The sequence below is a fragment of the Bacillus sp. JJ1609 genome (assembly GCF_036967045.1).
GTDB lineage: Bacteria > Bacillota > Bacilli > Bacillales > Cytobacillaceae > Mesobacillus.
Genome location: NZ_JBALSS010000015.1, coordinates 82,659 through 101,187 on the forward strand (window position 1 = coordinate 82,659; position 18,529 = coordinate 101,187).

Genomic DNA, 18,529 nt, shown 5'->3' on the forward strand with positions numbered 1-18,529 from the left:
CCGCGGAAAGCGAAGCGCCTGGAACGGAAATCAACAGCCAAGTTTAATCAGCCTTTCAAGAAAAAATGGTTTTTTGAAACTTAGCATATTTATTTGCTTGTCGGAAGGATTAAACGGAATTTTTATAAAAAGTATTGAGTTATTTCATGGTTATTGATAAATTTTATAGAGTCTATAAAATTTATTTATGAAAAGGTGATTTCTTAATGAAGAAATTAATGACGTTAATTAGTTTAATGGTCATTTTCGCTTTGACTGGTTGTTCAAGTGAAAATGACGAAAATGCTCAAACTAAGAAAGAAACGGAAACCATTAAAATTGGTGCAATTCCGGATCAGAATGCTGCAGATTTGAATAGGAGCATGGAGGACTTTGCGAAGGATTTAGGAGAAAAAACCGGATTGAAGGTTGAATACGTCCCTTCTGTTGATTATTCAGCACTCGTGACTGCTTTTGGACGTGGTGAAATTCAACTGGCGTGGTTTGGCGGACTTACAGGTGTGCAGGCTAGAAGTATCGTTCCTGAAGCAGAAGCATTTGCCCAAAGGCCGATTGACGAAAAATTCAGATCTGTGTTTATTGCCCAAAGTGATATCGATATTGATAGCCTTGAAGATCTAAAAGGTAAATCCTTTACATTTGGCAGTGAGAGTTCTACTTCAGGCCACTTGATGCCTCGTTATTTCATGATGGAAGCGGCCATTAATCCAGACAAGGATCTTGATGGGGCTCCAAATTACTCCGGATCACACGATAAAACTTACAAGCTTGTTGAATCAGGTGCGTTCCAGACAGGCGCACTAAACATCTCTGTTTGGGAATCGGCTGTAAAAGAAGGCAAAGTTGATGAATCAAAGGTGAAGGTATTCTATACAACACCTGAATATTATGACTATAACTGGACAGTAAATAAGGTTGATAAGGAAACAAAAGAAAAATTAAAAGAAGCCATTCTTTCAATGAAGGCTGAAGATAATGAAATTATGGAGCTTTTGCAGACTGACAAATTCATAGAGGCGAAAAATGAGAACTATGAAGCAATTGAAAAGGTTGCAAAGGAATTAAAGATCATCAAGTAGGTGGAACAAATGGCTTTACAAAAGGAAATGATTAACCTTAACCAAATATCAAAGCATTATGAACGGAAGATAGCCTTATCTTCCCTTTCTTTTACCGTAAAAAAAGGTGAATTAATTGCTCTTATTGGTCCAAGCGGCGCAGGGAAAACGACTCTGCTGAATATATTAGCGTCTATTTTGGTTCCGGATCAGGGTACGGTCTTCATTGATGGCCGGCCTTTATCAGAGTTTGATGACCAAAAGAAAAGAGCGAAAAAAATCGGCATTATCCGTCAGCAGTTTGACCTGGTTGGTGAGCTTCCGGTAATCCATAATGTATTGGCCGGACGTCTTGGGGATTGGGGAGTAGTTAAGTCGCTCATCTCCCTTCTTATTCCGCAAGAGAAGGAGTATGCAGTCAGTGCATTGGAGCGTGTAGGTCTTGCGGAAAAATTGTATGAACGTACCTCTACACTTTCCGGAGGTGAACAACAGAGAGTAGCCCTAGCCCGCCTCCTCGTCCAAAAGTCTGAAATCATTCTTGCGGATGAGCCAGTTGCTTCACTTGACCCAGCTCGTGCTGAAGATATCCTTGAGCTTTTAGTTAAAATTGCACTTGAGGAAAAACAGACACTGATTACCAGTTTGCATTCAGTAGAATATGCTAAAAAATATTTTGATAGGCTGATTGCCTTGAAGAATGGCGAGGTTTTCTTTGACCTCCCCGCTGCTTCAGTTTCTGAAGATCATATTGCAAGCTTGTATAAATTGAAGGAGCTTTCTTGATATGGAGAAAAGCTGGTTATCATTTGATCTCCATAAGCGCAAAATTCTCTCCCTGCTCCTGTTTCTGTTTTTTTTCTGGAGTTTGTATTCAGTGGAGTGGAATCTAGATTTAATTCACAGCGGAGGGCTGGAAAATGCGGGACAAATTATTAAAGCACTCTTTCACCCTGACTTATCAAGTGACATATTGCTGCTGGCGATTGAATCTAGCTGGACCACCCTGTCATACGCAGCAGCAGGCATGAGCTTAGCATTGATCATTGGGTTTTTGTATGGCATACCCGCTTCAGGAGTTTTGAATAGGAGAATAAAGACTAAAAAGGTTATGAAAGCTTTTTTTAGAGGACAATTAGGATTTATGAGGGCAATACATGAACTCGTCTGGGCGTGGCTTTTTGTCGCCTCAATCGGCCTTTCACCATTTGCAGCAATTTTTGCTTTGGCCATACCTTATGGCGGTATACTTGGAAGGATTTTTGCGGAAATGCTGGAAGATGTCCCTCAAGAACCTATTAAAGCACTCGAGGCAACAGGTGCATCACGGCTTCAAATCCTGTGGTATGGATATCTGCCGATGGTTAGGGCGAGTATTACAAGCTATGCCATGTACAGATTTGAATGTGCAGTTCGTTCATCCGCTATCATGAGCTTTGTTGGCATCGGCGGGCTCGGATACCAAATTCAGCTTAGTTTAGATGACCTGCACTACAATGAAGTTTGGACCTTCATGTTCTTTTTAATTTTCCTAGTTATCATCATTGATGCCTGGAGCAATCAATTAAGAAAGAGGCTGGTACAATGAGTGTTCAAAAAAAACGTAAAATCACTTTTGTTACTGCCTCTGTATATGCATTGCTGCTCATTGGTGCTGTTTCCTGGATTTCAATTGTTAACTTGGAAAACGCCAGTCTGTTCGCTCTTTTTTCTGAAAAAAATCTTTCATATTCTACTAAATTTTTTAAAGGACTTTTCGGGATTGGAGAAGAAAATCCTGCATTTTTCAACCCGGACAGCTGGAAGACTGTGATTGCTCTTACTTTCGATACATTAAAAATGAGTGTAATGGCTACCGGCTTTGCGACCATTGCTGCACTGCTAACAGTGGTTCCAGCAGCAAGAAATGTCGCAGATGGTTCGATTACACTTGCGAAAAAATGGCATGGCTGGATTTCTTTTGGCATAATTCGCGTTATTTATATTTTTTCACGTGCTGTACCTGAGCTTGTCTGGGCCATGATGATCATCTTTATTATTAAGCCAGGAATATTGCCTGGGGCAATTGCTCTTGCTCTTCATAATTTTGGAATCCTCGGTAAGCTTTGTGCTGAAGTGATTGAGGACCTCGATTCACGGCCAGTCCGGAACTTGGCTTCCAGTGGCGCTGGACGGGTGCAAATTTTGCTTTACGGTGTATTGCCGGCCGCACTTCCCCGCTTTTTGACATATATCTTGTACCGCTGGGAAGTGATTATGCGTACTACGATTGTTGTGGGTTTTGTTGGTGCCGGCGGGCTTGGACAGCAATTCAAGCTAAGCATGAGTTTTTTTCATTACACCGATCTGACTTTATTATTGTTATGTTATTTAATTCTTGTTTTTGCTGCAGATTATATCTCTGAAAAAGCGCGATTTTTCATTAAATAAAACGAATCCGGCCAATGCACATGGCCGGATTTTTTTTGCTTAATATTTTTATAGTATATCGATATTTTCCAAACCGTTTTCCAGAAAGTACTTTTCATAACGTGCCTTAAGCTGAAAGAGTCTATTGATTTTTTCCTCGATCGGCGCATCGATATTGATTTCGCGCTTCAGGTCAATCGTTGCTAACTTATGAGTCAATTGATCCCAGAAGACATCTTCCTCATACTCATCAATAATTGCTTCCACTGTTTCCTTCAAGGCTTCTGAAAGATAGTAATATTCTTCTGCTTTATCATAGTAAATTTGGTCACTTGCTTCAAATTCGTGGGCTAATGAAAAAATGTACTGTTCAAGTTCTTCTGCCCTGCTGACCAGAGTATGGTCGGCTTCAGTAAGTCCGATCGGCCAATTGCCGAGCTGCAGCAATTTTACAAGGGTCAAGTATTGTTCTTTTGAAAGGTCTATCTTCATTTTAACCTCCTCCTTTATATGCTTGTTTCATGTATATGACAGTACAGGACAGGATTTTCCTAATCTAAAATAAAAACGGCAAACCATTTTTATTGGTTTGCCGGGTAATAATTTATTTCAATTTCCTATTTGAATTGCTTCCCCAATTAGCTGAATATCTTTATATATTTCGATTTTCAGCTTTTCATCCTCGCATTGTGAATACTCATCAAACAAACGCCCTAGTTCTTTAATAAATATTAGATGCTCTTCGACTGCAACCATACAGAGACCCCTTTACACAGAAGATGACCAGTGGCTATATGCTGTTAATTCTATTTTCTGTTGACCAGAATATTTACCCGTTAATAACAAATTAAAACTTGAATCCTTTTAATTAGTTTATTGTCTGCCGGGACATCTTATGACAACATTGCGAGTTTTGTTTATAGTCGTGATCTTTGTGGGAATTAATAAGGAGGTATATACACAATCAGGGGGTATAGAAATGTGGGTTAAAAAACCATTTTTTAAATATGCATCAGGAATCATATTAGTTCTTCTCATTATCTTTTTATTTGGGAAGATCGATTATTTTGTCTGGCCACTGCAGAACTTCATCATAGCAATCTTCTTTCCGGTTCTTATTTCAGGATTAATCTATTACATTTTGAGAAAGCCTGTACGCTGGCTAGACCAATACATGCCAAAAGTGCTCAGTATTCTTATCGTCTTTGCTATATTTATTGGGATTTTCACAACATTTTTCTATTTCGCTGGATCGCTTGTTGGTGAGCAAGTCAGCAATCTGACTGAAAACTTTCCTCAAAGAATAGAAGAAGTCACAAAGGAATCAGAAAAAGTAATGAAAGATAATAAGTATGAGATGGTGGATGTAAATGAGGTAAAACAAAAGGCACTCACATATTTAAGCAAAGTATCAAATAATCTTGGTGAAAATGTCATGTCGATTATTTCTTTACTCACTAGTGTAGCGACAGTTTTGGTCGTAGTCCCTTTCCTCGTGTTTTTCTTCTTGAAGGATGAGGAAAAATTAAGACCTTATATTATAAAATTGATTCCGAATGAGCATGAACAGGAAGGGAATAAAATCCTTAAAGATATTGATAAGACTCTTTTCACTTATGTAACCGGACAGTTCATCATAGCGATGGTTGATGGAACGCTTATGTACATTGGATATAAAATAATCGGACTGGACTACGCACTGCTCCTCGCTATTTTTACAATGTTTTTGACTGTTGTTCCTTTCCTTGGTCCAATCATTGGTGTATTGCCTGCTCTGTTCGTAGCCTTGGCAACAAGTCCAATGATGATGTTCAAGGTCCTGGTCGTCCTCCTTGTGGTCCAGCAGCTCGAAGGCAATTTTGTTACTCCGCAGGTAATGGGTAAAAAGCTTAACATCCATCCGATTACGGTTATACTATTATTGATTGCGGCTGGTTCAATCTATGGTTTTATAGGCATCCTCATCGCCATCCCGCTATATTCAGTCATTAAGATCATAATTAAGGATGTATGGAAATTTTACAGGCTGCGCCAAAAGAAAAATTTCATCAATCCAGAGAATTAGATGAAAGAAGTTCTAATTCTGGCAATAAGAAAAATAGAAAGCAAAAAGCATCGGTTTTCAGCCGATGCTTTTTGCTTTCTATTGAGCTGGACCGTTCCCTCCAGGTGATATAAAAGAAGTATCGCTCCTTGCCTGGTCTTGTTCAATCCGATGGTTTTCTGTATCTAATTTAGGGTCACCCATCCCTTTCTTTTTATCAAAATAAATAACAACTGGTACTAATACAATGAGTGGAGAAAGCAGGATTAGCCAAATCATATTTAAGCCTCCTTTACACGTATTTACTATATTTATTTTAACATGAAATATCATGAAAATATGTAAATCAATGGTACTAATTATGCAGAAAGAGCTTTATGTAAAAAATAAAAAAACAGGCCCCTTTTTTAGAGCCAGTTTCAAAAAGTTAATTATTTATATATCGCTCATATACAAAACCAAAATCTTTTACATTGTATTTTTTACGGGAATTCATCAGCCAATTAAAGGCCATTTCATTCAAATCCCTGAAATCATTGACGACACTCTCTTCTTTTGTGGCGATCCTGCTTAATGTAGTGGCAGCAAGGTTCAAGCTTTGCTGGGCATATTCCATTGAAAATTCATTTTCTCTAGTAATTTCGGCAATCCGAATTAATGCTTTATATAGATCCTTCAGTTCTTCAATGTGTTTTTTATGTACATCAATGGAGAATGCAGTGGAACCGATGACGAATTTAATCTCAACGTCAAGGTCAACAGTGCCTGCAGTTTCGAGATGGACATTTGTAATTTTGTGTTCACTGAAACTATAGCGGTGCAATGTGCGCTTTTTGCTAATAGCGCTTGTCCCGTCTAAATGGATCAATGCCTTGTTTGTAAAGCAATATTCATCTGTTTTCGATTTTATCAAGAAGTAGATTTTTTCGTTATCCTCATGCAATACATAATCATCAGCATCGACTTTATCATAGTCTGCCGGGCTGATTACACTCCCAACATCACTCAAGCCCAATACATCTGAAGCGACTCTCTTAAACATTTACCCACCTCTTCTTTAAAAGTATTCATATTCATATTAACATAAACTGGCAAAAAAGAAGTGGGTATATTTAATGGCACTACACTAAAAGTAGCCAATTATAGTGTTAAGAAAGCAGCTTATTTTCTTCTTGTTTTTCACCTAATTCAGCATCAATCATGGCGTCGAGCCTAATAATACTCTCTCTGGCCCGTTCATGGCTGATTTTCCTGTAATGGTGGTTTCCGCCTTCCTCTTCGTCTTTTTCATCCGCCCATTTGACGACTTGCTGGAGCGGTGTGCGGATGATATCATTTGATGGCAAAAAGGAGTCAGTATGGAAAAGGATTGCTAGTGAAGTGGCTTTCGCCTGCACGGGGTTTTCGCCGAGCCGGATTAAGAGCTTGTGAGCCCTCTCTGCTCCCTTTATTGGGTGGATATCGTTTTTTCTATACAATTCGTAGTCCCATTTTCCATTTCTATACCAAGTAAAATGCCCGATATCATGCAAGAAACCTGCTTTTGCGGCGATATCCACATCTACCTTATGTTCTTTCGCTAGGTGGAAAGCATGATATGCCACGGCAATTGCGTGAGCCATACCAGAGCGCTTTACATATTTTTGCGCAATATGGTGTTCGAAAATATTCAGTAGTGTTACATCCCTCATTTCATTACCTCCTTAGCTGATGTGATACCCATATTTTAATGAATGTTAACAGAAATGCCGGAGAAATGCAGCTTTTAGCTACTATACTGCAACGAGAATAACCAACTTGCCTCTATCTAACTTACCCAAAATTTACTTATCATTATTATTCAGTATATAAAAAAAGCTGGAAATGGATTGGATGCCTCACCATTTACCAGCTTGTAAATATTTTAATTCCAATTTTTAAATTTTGAACTGACTTTCTCTCTTAAAGTGAGGAGGAATGTTTTCTCTCCTTTAGCTCCCTTCTGCTTGTTCCATTCATTGAAGCTCGCGACGGCGATTAAAATCGATCCGCCGATGAGCAGATATCCCCACCACGGTAGATTGCCCCAAAATGGGCGGGTTTGAAGGACTACATTTAGGAGCAATACTCCTGCACCAACAAAGAAATAGGCTTTTACTCTCAGCCACATTCCTGCGAGCATGGAGAATAATGATAAGGATCCAAGTATTAAGGCGTCATATACTGTGTTGCTCATCAAACCGTCTCTAATTAGGATCAGTGAAACAATGATCAGGACGGCCCATTGAATATAGCCAGTAATGTTCTCCCATTTCCCTTTAAAGACAAACCGCAAGAAGATAACAAGGGCAACAAATGGCAGGACATTTACTTCCCAAAGCCATAAAGCAGGGATATTTAACTGTTCAACTGCAGCGTAATAAGGAATCATCAGATACACCCCTGCAATAAAGGTTAATCCCATTCCCCATTCGCCGGGGACCCTTTTTCGCTGAAGCCAGAAAGCTGCCGACATCAGCAGGCCATGAATAATTTGTGCCCAAAATGTTTCTGTCTTGAATCCAGAGATCGAAACAATGAAGAAAAACGAAACAATTGTATAAGAATCCAGGCTTTTAAGTCCAAAAACGCCGCCATTTTTCCATAGGCTGGAATAGATTATTCTTCCTGCAATCAGCAGTGAGACACCGAAAGCAGCAAGAAGTACGATCTCAAACATTATATCGGTCCTTGATTGGTAGATCATTTGGATGGATGCATAGAAAATCATCAGCAACGGTAACAGATTGAGCAAATCCCATTTGATTCGATGGAGCAAGAATAATGTTCCGACAGCATACAGAACGGTCATGCCATAAAGCGGCCAGGTGTAAGGATAAGTAACCAGGAAGCTGCCAATGCCAAGAAGTGAAAAAGGAACAAGATAAAAAACGGTTCTTTCCTTGAATGTTATTCTTGCTGTGAACCAGAAAATTCCGATTAAGATGCTTGTTGACAAAAATGCATAATAGCCAAAATCTTCACCTGAAAAATAGATGATTCCTGTTTTTATTGATAAAAATAACGTCGAGAAGGTCCCGTACAATATGGCTTTCACTTTCCATTCTTGCTTAACAAACAACAAACTGGCTATATAGACCCCGGTAGCCACCAAATAGCCCCATACGCCATCTTGCCCATATATTACATAAGAAAGGATCAAGGTAGGAGCCAGGTAGAAATGAGCTACCCAGGCGAGGTCGGTTGCAAGAACCTTTTCTTTCTTTAAAAGTACTGCTGCAGCACCCAGAAGCAGCCATCCTCCTCCCGGGAAAAGTAATGTTTCTGCAGCGTCACTGAAATCATACAATTCCTCGTTAATAGAATTCAAGGTGATGGTGTACCAGGCAAGGCTAATAATACCAGCCAGATAGGAAATAATGACATCCTTTGTTGTTTTAAAGAGGAGGATTGACATAAGGATGCCGCCAAGCCATACCAGTGATTCACCTAGAACACTGGAGACCGGGGCCGTAAATGTGAAAAATAAGGCTGCAGCATAAAAACCATGTGAGCTGTAGAATGTACTATCAGCCAATTTAATTTCCTTGAGATTCTTCAAAATAAAGCTGATTGCTAATAGAAGCAGCCCAGCAACTGCAAAATTTCCTGGCAGTCCTAAAAATTCATCATAAATGCTGGAATAAGATCTGATTTCTTCACAGATGGCAGCGACTGATAGTCCAACGGATATGGGTGCTGCCCATTGTGCCAATAAAAGTAAAATAGATCTGCTTTCAATTTTTATCATTAGGTAAAATAAGATACCTGCTAAGAAAAACATTAATCCGAGTTCCCACCAATGAAACATGGCGAAAGAAACAATAATCATGGAAAACATGATTACCATACCGACATCTCTGGAGCTGTTTTGAATGATCCTTAGGTTTATCGCCTTAAGCTTCCATCCGAAAACTGTAAATAAAATGAATCCAATAAAGTAAATCGGTAAGATTAACGTTTCAAAATCAACTAAGGTATGCAGCTTCATAACTGCTTCAAACAAAGCCGATGCCAAGAAAATCGGGCTAAGATAGCGGAAAATAATGCTTTTATGAGTGTTCGCTAAGTAAATAAAATTAACCGCGATGAACATATATGCCGCAAAAAGTGTAAAAGATGGATTCTGCGAATGCAACAGCATCCCTTCTACCGTTATCATGATAAAAGCGAGTCCTGATACAATTGCGCTTGTTAGCTGAAAGACCTTCTTCAAGCCGAATTGATCTTTAAAGAATTTGGGAAGCAGCAAGAAAACGAATCCTAGAAGCGCATAGCCGATGATGCTGGCTTCTCGAAAATCCATATTTTCTAAAATTTGATAGGCTCCAAAAACGAACATCGCGCTGAATACAAAATGGTACTCTTTACGGCCATTCACAAAAATCATCGAAAGATAAATGACAGCAGTCATAATGATATTGAATCCATAAAACAGTTGATTTTCAAAGAAAATAAGCATTAATAATGTAGATAAGATCAGGTTAGCTTGTGAAAAGAAAGCAAGCTCTTTGGTGAACAGAGAAAATAGCTTTTTCTTTTTCAGATAATGATATCCTGCAATCAGCATTGAGTTGTATACCATTAATCCTAAATAGAAACCATCAGCGTCAAGTCCAATTGCTCTTAATAAATAGGCCGTGGCAGCTGTCGATGCGATGAAAGCAAACCACACAAATAATCTTGAAGATAATTTTTCCGCCAGTAAGGCGTAAACAGGAATTAGGACGGAACTGCTTATAAAGCCTAAAATGAATCTTCCTTCTCCGTAGAAGCTAAGATAAGGTCCAAGCAATTCGAACCAGCCGAGCGATAAGGTGAAAATCGGTAAAAATAAGCTTCCTAATACGCCAAATGCAAAGGCGGTCTTTTCAATCTTTAAAATTCGGTAACTGACAAAAGCTATCCCATAAAAAAGTGCAGACACAAGTGCGATCGATCCAGCTTTCATCCAGGGAGACATAGTTTCCCAGTTGCTCGTTGCGACAAACAAGCCGCCGATCAACAGCATAATTACTCCTATATTCAGTGACCATGAAATATTTCGTTCTCGTATTTCTTCAGCTGTTTTCTTCGGTTTTACTTTCACAGGCTTTTGTTTTACTTGTAACTTCATTTCTTTTTCAGAAACAAGCTGAATTGTAGCTTTTTTGGCCAACTGTTCTTTTGTTGCCGTTTCTTTTTCCTGCTGTTCTAGAGCGAGCAGATTTGAAAAGTATTCATTGTGCGCTTCTGATACATTTTTATATTGCTCAGTGGTGACGTAACCCATTTCTTTTAAATTATAGAGTTCATTTCGGAAAATCCGTCGCCGTTCTTCTTTTGGAATGAATTCCATTTATATCCCCCTGTTCTCCTGAAATCCATTTATAACCGTTTAGTGTAATTTTACACATTTTATAAATAATTTCAATATTTATTGAAAATATATCCCAGATGATTTTTCGACAAATTCCTATTTTCATCGGGAGTTTTCACCTTTATAATGGAATACATACTTTATGAATAAAGAGGTTTAATAGTATGGCTGACTTTTTATGGCTAATGTACCTTGGATTTATGGGTACAACGGCAATCTGGTTTTTGATTAAAGGGAAATACAAGAATAATATTACCAGGCTGGATTTCGTTATTTCGATTATTACCTGGTTTGGTTTATTCGGCTATGTGACCGGTACGGAAATGCTTACCCCGATCGTGTGGAAGTTTGTATTTATTTTTGGCTTATTGTGGGATGTATTATTTACCATTTTTTTCACGGATCGATTCGCTGGAGATTTCGGGCTGGAGGAAGATGAAAAAGAAATGCCCCTCGGTGCTAAACTTAGTGGTTTGCTTTTTGTAGTGCCTTTGTATTATGGCATCTTTCAATATGCATTTTAAAACGGCTTCGGCCGTTTTTTTATTTGTCTTGTGGATTTATATATTAGAATAATAAAACTTATTTTTAGTATAATGATGATGCTTTTTAGGTGAATTTATAGTAGATTATTAGATTGAAAACCACTTTATTAGTACCAGGTAATAGTATCTCTGGCGGCTGTCTTTTTCAGGAAGACACAACCGTTTATTGGAATCAAAAAGGCGCAAACCAGTTGGTTTGCGCCTTGCACTTTACATTTTGTTAAAAATGACTATTGATTTCCGCTCTTTTTGCTCGCTTTTCGCGAAAGCATTTTGATAAGCCATCCAGCCAGCTTTTACTTGAACTTATTCTTCTTTTGCAGCCAGGAGGATATTAAATATGCTTCTTTGAACGAACATGTCCTAAGTAAATGTGAAATCAGGTTCAAGGAGTCTGAGCTTATGATTCAATCACAGAGTTTCCCTCAGTCTGTATATTTACAATAAGGGCTTTATTATTTGAGTGTATACCTATATGCATTAACGACAATCCCATCATCTGCAGGAACAAAATCTAATTCAGGAACACGATGGAATCCTAATTTTTCATATAACTTCTTTGCATGAATCATAAATTCACCTGTATGTAATCCAATATATTGGGCATTTTTCCTTTTGGATCTATTGATGCATTCATTTATTAAGGCACTTCCAACACCCATTTTCCTTGCCAGAGGCATTATAGCCAGCATGCGGATTTCCGGATAATCCTGAGCTTTAACTAAACCTTGATAAGCATCTGTTTTTGCAGGAAATAAGGCCACACTGCCAAGTATTTTCCCTTCATCCTCTGCAATCAATATTTCACCCTCTGAATTTGAATCCATATCAGCTGTAATTGCTGATCTTAAAGCTGCCCAATGACTTTCTGGAAGTTTTTCAGCATACTCCTCATAAGCTATGATTCTTTGTTCCTTTAATAATTCTAATTCCTTGGATTGCGCTATCCTGATTAACACCCAATCCCCTCCCTGAATATTACTGCTTAATATCATACCTTAAAATGGAAAACTTTAGCATTATCTTTTAAATGTTCTAAGTATATTCTTTTTACAAGGTTGTCTAACCAAATAAAAAAAGCATAACCTTTTGAAGGTTATGCTCGTTTGTCGTAAATTTTTTCGTTTACGGATTCGTAGACCACATGCCTGCAGTTTTGATAAATACTCGGCGGTTCAACTTTAATTGTGCCACCATAAGTTCGGCTAAATCTTCAGGCTGCATGACTTTTTCTGGGTTTCCGTCTGTCAGGTTTGATTCGATTGCAAGATCTGTGGCCACTGTGCTTGGAGTTAGTGCACTGACGCGGATATTATGCTTCCTGACTTCGAGCATCAATGACTCAGTAAGGCCGAGGACACCGAATTTTGATGCGCTGTAGGCACTTGTAACTGGTGCTCCCTTCTGCCCTGCAGTTGAAGAGACGTTAATGATGTCGCCAGTTTTACGTTCGATCATACCAGGCAGCACAGCACGGGTCACATAATAAGTGCCCATCAAATTCACCTGAATGATTTTTTCCCATTCCTGTGGTTCAAGTTCAAGGAATCCACCAAACTTAGCGGTGCCTGCATTATTGATCAGAATATCAATTGGACCTAATTCTGAGGTGATGTGTTCAACCGCATGCTGGACAGATTCTAAATCAGACACATCCGCAACTGCTCCTGCCACATTGACATCATATTCTTCTAGTTCAGCTGTCACCTTTTCCAGATTGGCAAGTGTCAGGCCAAGCATACCTATATTGACTCCTTCTTTTGCCAGTGCCAATGCTGCAGCACGGCCTATTCCTCTTCCTGCTCCTGTAATTAAAGCTGTTTTTCCTTTTAATGATTCCATATGATAACTCCTTTCAGAATATGTAGTTAAGGCTTAATTATAGAAAAACCTTTGATCTAAAACAAATGATGAGCCCCAAAAAGAAAAAAACAGCGGAATTAGCATGATTCCACTGTCTGAAATTTATTATAAAGGCAATAAAGCTACTGTATCTTTTTTCTTCAGTTGATCGACCATTTTAAGCCATTTTTCCGGCTTGTTTTCTAAAACAGAATAGTAGGTTGTCAGGAAATCAGAAATCAATGCAGCTGGTAATTCTGCAGTATTCTCGTCACCAGGCATAAAGCAAAGGTCTAACCCTTCGACAGCCTCTCCGTCATTCTCCCAGGATGGGTGAACATATTCAAGGTCAAGACGCTTATAGCCTAGATGGGATAGCACTTCACGTCGAACGTATGGATCCATTGTTTTTACACCGCCGAAATCATGGTCCTTTTTTCTGTAAGGATCATAAATTTCTGCGAACATGCCAAACAGTTCAACACCTTTTTCTCCAGCAAGCCGTTGCAGGTCTTCCATTCGCTTGTTTGCTAGGAAACGGCCAAGGCTTAGCCCCGGCTTACCAACAATCGTAAAATCGGTCATTGCGATGTTCCAGTCAGGATAGTAGCGATATTCTGTGACACCAACTACTTCATCCTCATGTACTGCCACAAAAACACGAATCCCTGGATCTTCAAGCGGCTCCTTCCATAGATCGAACTCTAGAACCTCCTCAGGAGGAAAAACGTCATTCATTAAATTATGAAGTTTAGTAAAAAGCGGGTCTTCAATACTTGTGACGCGAATGTATTCCATGAAAGTTGCTCCTTATTGAGTTAGATTTTTTCTGCTTCTTCCCAATCTGGATATAGATCAGTGCGGCGATCACGCCAAGTCGTAACGGACCCTCTTTCTCGTACTTCGTATAACAGCTCTAAATCAAGGTCGGCCGTTACAATCATGTCATTATTTAGTTCACCTTCAACAAGCAATCCCTGTGGAGGGAATGGTATATCATTTGGCGTGATAACTGCTGCCTGGCCAAAGTTAGCGCGCATGAAGTCAACTGTAGGCAGAGCGCCGACTGTTCCAGTCAATACTACATATACTTGGTTTTCCACTGCTCGTGCGTGGCTGGTATATCTTACTCGATGGAAGCCGTGGCGATCGTCAGTACAAGATGGACAGAATATCACATCCGCTCCTTTCGCCTTTGCCATTCTGACGATTTCAGGAAATTCAATATCGTAGCAAGTCAAAAGAGCAATACGGCCTTTATCTGTATCAAATACCCTGAAATCCTCTCCCGCACTCATATTCCATTCATTAACTTCTGTAGGCGTAATATGAAGCTTCGCTTGTTCTACAATCCTTCCATCTGGATAAAACATATGTGCGACATTAAAAAGTTTGCCCTCTCTGGCAATCACATGCGTTCCGCCAATGATATGCATACCAGTTTCCATAGCGAAGTTCTGGAACAGGTTCAAATATTGTTCAGTAAAGCCAGGGAGTTCATTAATGGTCAGCCTTGTACCTTGTTCACTGCCGATTGAAAGCAATTGTGTAGTAAAGAACTCAGGAAACAGCACAAATTCCGATCCGTATTCCTGGGCTGTTTTAATATAATGCTCACATTGCAGCGCGAACTCCTCAAACGATCGGATCGTATGAAGATGGTATTGGACTGCTGAAACTCTCATTTTCATATACCATTCCCCCTGTATCTATAAAGATATTTTTCATCTTGAATTCAAATTTTCGGAAATACGAAAATCATTATAAAACATTTTCCCTCCTATGAATACACCTTTTGATAAATATGGGTGCATAATTTTGCAACAACTTTTGCGCGGGAATTAAAACAGCAATATTATGAAAAAAATTAAAAAAACAATTCCTTTTTCAGGGAATTTAGAATACAATCTAATTAGACTTAAATCTAATTAGTTGTTTATCTAATTTACGGAGGACAATGTGCTAAAAACATTAAAAGCTGAAACTTCATATCGGAAACTATTTTTAGCGGGTATTATAAATGGAATTGGCGACCGATTTAGCCAGGTTGCCCTGCTTGCTTTGATTCTCGAGATGACCGGTTCTGGTCTTTCCGTTGGAATCACAATGGCTTTGAGGATGATTCCTTTTCTGCTATTCAGTCCATTAAGCATCAGCATATCTTTAAAATATGGAAGAAGGAAAGTCTTGATTGCCACGGATCTTTTAAGGGCGGTAATCGCGCTTTCATTTCTTTGGATTAATAGCTCAGAAGACATGTGGATTGTTTATGCTGCTTCCTTTCTGTTAGCTTCTGGTGAAGCTATTTATTCGCCCACAAGAAAGTCCAGCATTCCAGCCATCGTTTCTCCAAAGTCTTTAAAGGAAGTAAATGCCTGGGAACAAGTTCTAATCGGTTTCGTTTTAGTGATAGGAGCTCTAAGCGGCGGAATTGTATCGTATTTATTAGGATCAAAAGCTGCATTCGGGATTAATATTGTTTCATTTATTATTGCGGGCTGGATTCTTTCGACATTGCCAACCTTAGAAGCTGAATTGAAAACGGAGAAGGTCAAGAAAGGCAATCCTGAAAAATACGGAGCTCTATGGACTGTGATAGCTTCGTCCTCATTTTTAATGATGTTAATGCTATTTGAGATGTTCATACCACTTATTAACGGCATCGAAAATATCCTTCTCAGTGTTTATGCCGTGGAAACATTCGGAAAAGCTGATTTAGGAGTTGGGGTGTTTTACAGTTTTCTTGGGCTGGGTCTGATCATCAGTCCTTTGTTTTCGAAATTGATTAAAAGACGATTTCTGTTGTTTTCCTTTTTATGCATAATTGGAGAAGGGTTATTTCTAACGACAATCAGTCAGACGAATATCTTTGGGTTAGCAGCAGTTTTATTCGGCATTACGGCTATTTTCAGCGGCATCGGCAACACGCTCCTTGATACGGTAGCAATGGATACAATTCCATCAAAATGGCACGGCCTGTACTTTGGGCTTACAGCAACGATTTCCAACACCGTTATCGGCTTGTCCATGCTATTTACCGGGGTGGCTTTAGAGTGGTTTGATCCTAGATTAGTAGGATTGTTCGGTGGACTTATGTACATTATTGCAGGAACAATATTTTTAGTATGGTCTCTAAGATTCAGCCTTCAAAAAGAAAAGTTAAAAATGATTAAGAAAATTATCTGAATGTAAAAGAACGAGGAATCCAGATTCCTCGTTCTTTTTGGTGATGAAAGCAAGAAGATAGCATGCCAGTCAGCTAGTCTCCTTGAACACTCGATTTGATACCATGAAAATTCTAATGGCTTATTCAATTATAGATTGAAAGAATAGTACAATTCACCTATACACCAGAATTTTAAAAGTTTATTTAAACTAATAGCGATTTGCTAGCAGTTGATATTAGTTAACTATCACTTAATAGCGTTTTGTGTGTGATTCTGTCGAATTGGCTCTAATAAAGCCATTTAGATGTTTTCCTATTTGTCGAATTGTTGATTTGCCGATTTCAGAATCTGAGAGGTGATCAATTAACACTGCGACAAAAGCCTCACTCTCGCCATACAAGATCACAGCACAATCATGCTCAAGTCCAGGCAGTTCTCCGGTTTTATTTCCTGTTTTCATAAATTCTTCCATCATATATGCCGGCAATTTTTCTTTGAACTGCTGTTGTTGGAGGATCGAAAGGAATGTGTCACTCGAATCTTTTGTTAAATCTGTTCCTTTCACACCTGCTTTCAAGCAGGCAACAATATCTGCAGCAGTCGTGAAATTGTCTTTGCCTGATTTAACAGATTGAAAATCGAGCATTTTCCGCTGAAGAATTGAATTTTCCATTGATAGACTCCCAATCGTTTTATTGATGGATTCTATACCCAGGAGATCAATGATCAGGTTTGTAGCCGAATTATCTGAGACGATGACCATAAGAGTAAGTAAGTCCTTTATTGCATAAGACTTAACAGCATGTAAAGCCTGCAGGACACCAGTGTCCCCGATTTTATCACCATCTCTAATGATCACATGTTCATCGGGATTGATGATGCCAACTTCTATTTGTCGAAGGGCTTCGTAAAGAATGGGAATTTTTATTAAGCTTGCAGATTGGTAAACTTCCTCGCTGTTAAACTCAATAATCTTGCCTTTGATCTCCATAAACAAACTCGCCCGGCCCTTGCACCCGGCGAGTTCACTATAAACCTTCTTCTTTAGTTGCTCTATGTTCATTTAAATCGTTCCTTATCGCATATTGACAAGCACTTCTCTATTTTTGCTGTCAGGGAGATTTTCGTCGTATAAGTGGCAAGCAACGAAATGGTCTGAGTCGATTTCCTGCCATTCTGGTTTTTTCTGCGCGCATACCTCCATAGCATGAGAGCACCGAGTCCTGAACACACAGCCGCTTGGGGGATCCATTGGGCTTGGCAGCTCTCCCTCAAGAATGATCCGTTCACGCTTATCTTCAATATCCGGATCTGGTATTGGAATGGCCGACAGTAATGCCTGTGTATATGGATGGAGAGGCTTCTTATACAACTGATTGCTAGCTGTTAGCTCAACGATGTGGCCCAGATACATCACGCCAATCCTGTTGCTGATTTGTTTAACCATTGAAAGGTCATGGGCAATGAACAAATACGTTAACCCTTTTTCCATCTGAAGACGTTTAAGAAGATTTACAACCTGGGCTTGAACAGATACATCAAGAGCAGAAATCGGTTCATCAGCAATAATGAAATCCGGGTCCAGGGCAAGTGCTCTTGCGATACCGATTCTCTGACGCTGTCCCCCGCTGAACTCATGTGGATATCGGTTAGCGTGGTCACGATTAAGCCCTACATCCTCAAGTAGCTGATATATGCGCTCTAGACGCTCTTTCTTGTCTTTGTATAAGCCATGGACTTCCATTGGTTCAGATATTATTTCTTTGACAGTTGAACGCGGGTTTAAAGATGCGTATGGATCCTGGAAAATCATTTGCATCTGCCTATGAAACTGAAATCTTTCCTTTTCAGACATTGTATGAACATCTTTCCCGTTAAAGATGACTTCTCCATCGGTTCTGTCATATAAACCGATCATCGTCCTTCCTGCAGTAGACTTACCGCAGCCTGATTCGCCAACAAGCCCGAAGGTTTCACCCTTGTAAATATCAAAGGATACCCCATCAACTGCTTTTAGGATTTCATTTTTGCCCATATAGAAATGTTTCTTTAAATCTTTAACACTCAATAAAACTTGTTTTTCCATT

19 protein-coding genes are annotated in these 18,529 nt (G+C 39.2%); 7 read left to right on the forward strand and 12 right to left on the reverse strand.

The window, feature by feature from the left end; genetic code table 11:
• The first annotated feature begins 206 nt into the window (after window positions 1-206).
• The 4 genes from V7654_RS13295 (at window position 207) to V7654_RS13310 (ending at window position 3,488) form a co-directional block, all read left to right on the forward strand.
• On the forward strand, window positions 207-1,079 hold the full coding sequence (locus V7654_RS13295) for a putative selenate ABC transporter substrate-binding protein (protein ID WP_335430854.1): 873 nt from the start codon (window positions 207-209) through the stop codon (window positions 1,077-1,079).
• A gap of 9 nt (window positions 1,080-1,088) precedes the next feature.
• Window positions 1,089-1,844, forward strand: coding sequence for a phosphonate ABC transporter ATP-binding protein (locus V7654_RS13300; RefSeq protein ID WP_335430855.1), 756 nt, complete (start codon window positions 1,089-1,091; stop codon window positions 1,842-1,844).
• Window positions 1,845-1,935: 91 nt separating this feature from the next.
• Window positions 1,936-2,646, forward strand: a complete 711-nt coding sequence (locus V7654_RS13305; protein WP_335430856.1) for a PhnE/PtxC family ABC transporter permease — start codon at window positions 1,936-1,938, stop codon at window positions 2,644-2,646.
• Entirely contained in the window at window positions 2,643-3,488 is an 846-nt protein-coding gene (locus V7654_RS13310; RefSeq protein ID WP_335430858.1) for a PhnE/PtxC family ABC transporter permease, read from the forward strand. The genes V7654_RS13305 and V7654_RS13310 overlap by 4 nt, the downstream gene beginning before the upstream one ends.
• Before the next feature lie 48 nt (window positions 3,489-3,536).
• Here the strand turns inward: V7654_RS13310 and V7654_RS13315 are convergent, their stop codons facing one another.
• Both V7654_RS13315 and V7654_RS13320 read right to left on the reverse strand, forming a co-directional pair.
• Window positions 3,537-3,959 (reverse strand): hypothetical protein, encoded by a 423-nt coding sequence (locus tag V7654_RS13315; RefSeq protein WP_335430859.1) that lies wholly within the window; start codon window positions 3,957-3,959, stop codon window positions 3,537-3,539.
• Window positions 3,960-4,076: 117 nt separating this feature from the next.
• A complete protein-coding gene (locus V7654_RS13320; RefSeq protein ID WP_335430861.1) occupies window positions 4,077-4,223 on the reverse strand; it encodes a hypothetical protein in 147 nt (48 codons plus the stop codon).
• Window positions 4,224-4,446: 223 nt separating this feature from the next.
• On the opposite strand from V7654_RS13320, the gene V7654_RS13325 reads away from it, so the two are divergent.
• Complete coding sequence (locus V7654_RS13325; protein ID WP_335430862.1) at window positions 4,447-5,532, forward strand: AI-2E family transporter; 1,086 nt, start codon at window positions 4,447-4,449, stop codon at window positions 5,530-5,532.
• Window positions 5,533-5,610: 78 nt separating this feature from the next.
• Here V7654_RS13325 and V7654_RS13330 read toward each other — a convergent pair whose 3' ends face one another.
• From V7654_RS13330 to V7654_RS13345, 4 genes are all read right to left on the reverse strand, one after another.
• Window positions 5,611-5,790 carry a hypothetical protein gene (locus V7654_RS13330; RefSeq protein ID WP_335430863.1) on the reverse strand — a complete coding sequence of 60 codons (180 nt, stop codon included), beginning with the start codon at window positions 5,788-5,790 and terminating at the stop codon, window positions 5,611-5,613.
• Window positions 5,791-5,938: 148 nt separating this feature from the next.
• Entirely contained in the window at window positions 5,939-6,553 is a 615-nt protein-coding gene (locus V7654_RS13335) for a PH domain-containing protein (protein WP_335430864.1), read from the reverse strand.
• A 106-nt stretch (window positions 6,554-6,659) separates the two neighbouring features.
• The gene (locus V7654_RS13340) at window positions 6,660-7,202 is read right to left on the reverse strand and encodes an HD domain-containing protein (protein WP_335430865.1); all 543 of its coding nucleotides are present in this window, start codon (window positions 7,200-7,202) and stop codon (window positions 6,660-6,662) included.
• A 212-nt stretch (window positions 7,203-7,414) separates the two neighbouring features.
• Complete coding sequence (locus V7654_RS13345; RefSeq protein ID WP_335430866.1) at window positions 7,415-10,867, reverse strand: hypothetical protein; 3,453 nt, start codon at window positions 10,865-10,867, stop codon at window positions 7,415-7,417.
• A 185-nt stretch (window positions 10,868-11,052) separates the two neighbouring features.
• Here V7654_RS13345 and V7654_RS13350 point away from each other — a divergent pair, with 185 nt between their 5' ends.
• Window positions 11,053-11,412, forward strand: coding sequence for a hypothetical protein (locus V7654_RS13350; protein ID WP_335430868.1), 360 nt, complete (start codon window positions 11,053-11,055; stop codon window positions 11,410-11,412).
• Window positions 11,413-11,888: 476 nt separating this feature from the next.
• Here V7654_RS13350 and V7654_RS13355 read toward each other — a convergent pair whose 3' ends face one another.
• The 4 genes from V7654_RS13355 to V7654_RS13370 all read right to left on the reverse strand — a co-directional run bounded on the left by V7654_RS13355 (window position 11,889) and on the right by V7654_RS13370 (window position 14,966).
• Window positions 11,889-12,392, reverse strand: a complete 504-nt coding sequence (locus V7654_RS13355) for a GNAT family N-acetyltransferase (protein ID WP_335430869.1) — start codon at window positions 12,390-12,392, stop codon at window positions 11,889-11,891.
• Between the two features lie 166 nt (window positions 12,393-12,558).
• A complete protein-coding gene (locus tag V7654_RS13360; protein WP_335430870.1) occupies window positions 12,559-13,275 on the reverse strand; it encodes a 3-ketoacyl-ACP reductase in 717 nt (238 codons plus the stop codon).
• A 126-nt stretch (window positions 13,276-13,401) separates the two neighbouring features.
• Window positions 13,402-14,073, reverse strand: a complete 672-nt coding sequence (locus tag V7654_RS13365) for a GNAT family N-acetyltransferase (protein WP_335430872.1) — start codon at window positions 14,071-14,073, stop codon at window positions 13,402-13,404.
• Window positions 14,074-14,093: 20 nt separating this feature from the next.
• Entirely contained in the window at window positions 14,094-14,966 is an 873-nt protein-coding gene (locus tag V7654_RS13370; protein WP_335430874.1) for a carbon-nitrogen hydrolase family protein, read from the reverse strand.
• A gap of 268 nt (window positions 14,967-15,234) precedes the next feature.
• On the opposite strand from V7654_RS13370, the gene V7654_RS13375 reads away from it, so the two are divergent.
• A complete protein-coding gene (locus tag V7654_RS13375; RefSeq protein ID WP_335430875.1) occupies window positions 15,235-16,461 on the forward strand; it encodes an MFS transporter in 1,227 nt (408 codons plus the stop codon).
• 231 nt (window positions 16,462-16,692) lie between these two features.
• Here V7654_RS13375 and V7654_RS13380 read toward each other — a convergent pair whose 3' ends face one another.
• Entirely contained in the window at window positions 16,693-17,505 is an 813-nt protein-coding gene (locus V7654_RS13380) for a serine hydrolase (RefSeq protein ID WP_335430876.1), read from the reverse strand.
• Window positions 17,506-17,517: 12 nt separating this feature from the next.
• Window positions 17,518-18,528, reverse strand: coding sequence for an ABC transporter ATP-binding protein (locus tag V7654_RS13385; protein WP_335430877.1), 1,011 nt, complete (start codon window positions 18,526-18,528; stop codon window positions 17,518-17,520).
• Window position 18,529: the final 1 nt, after the last annotated feature.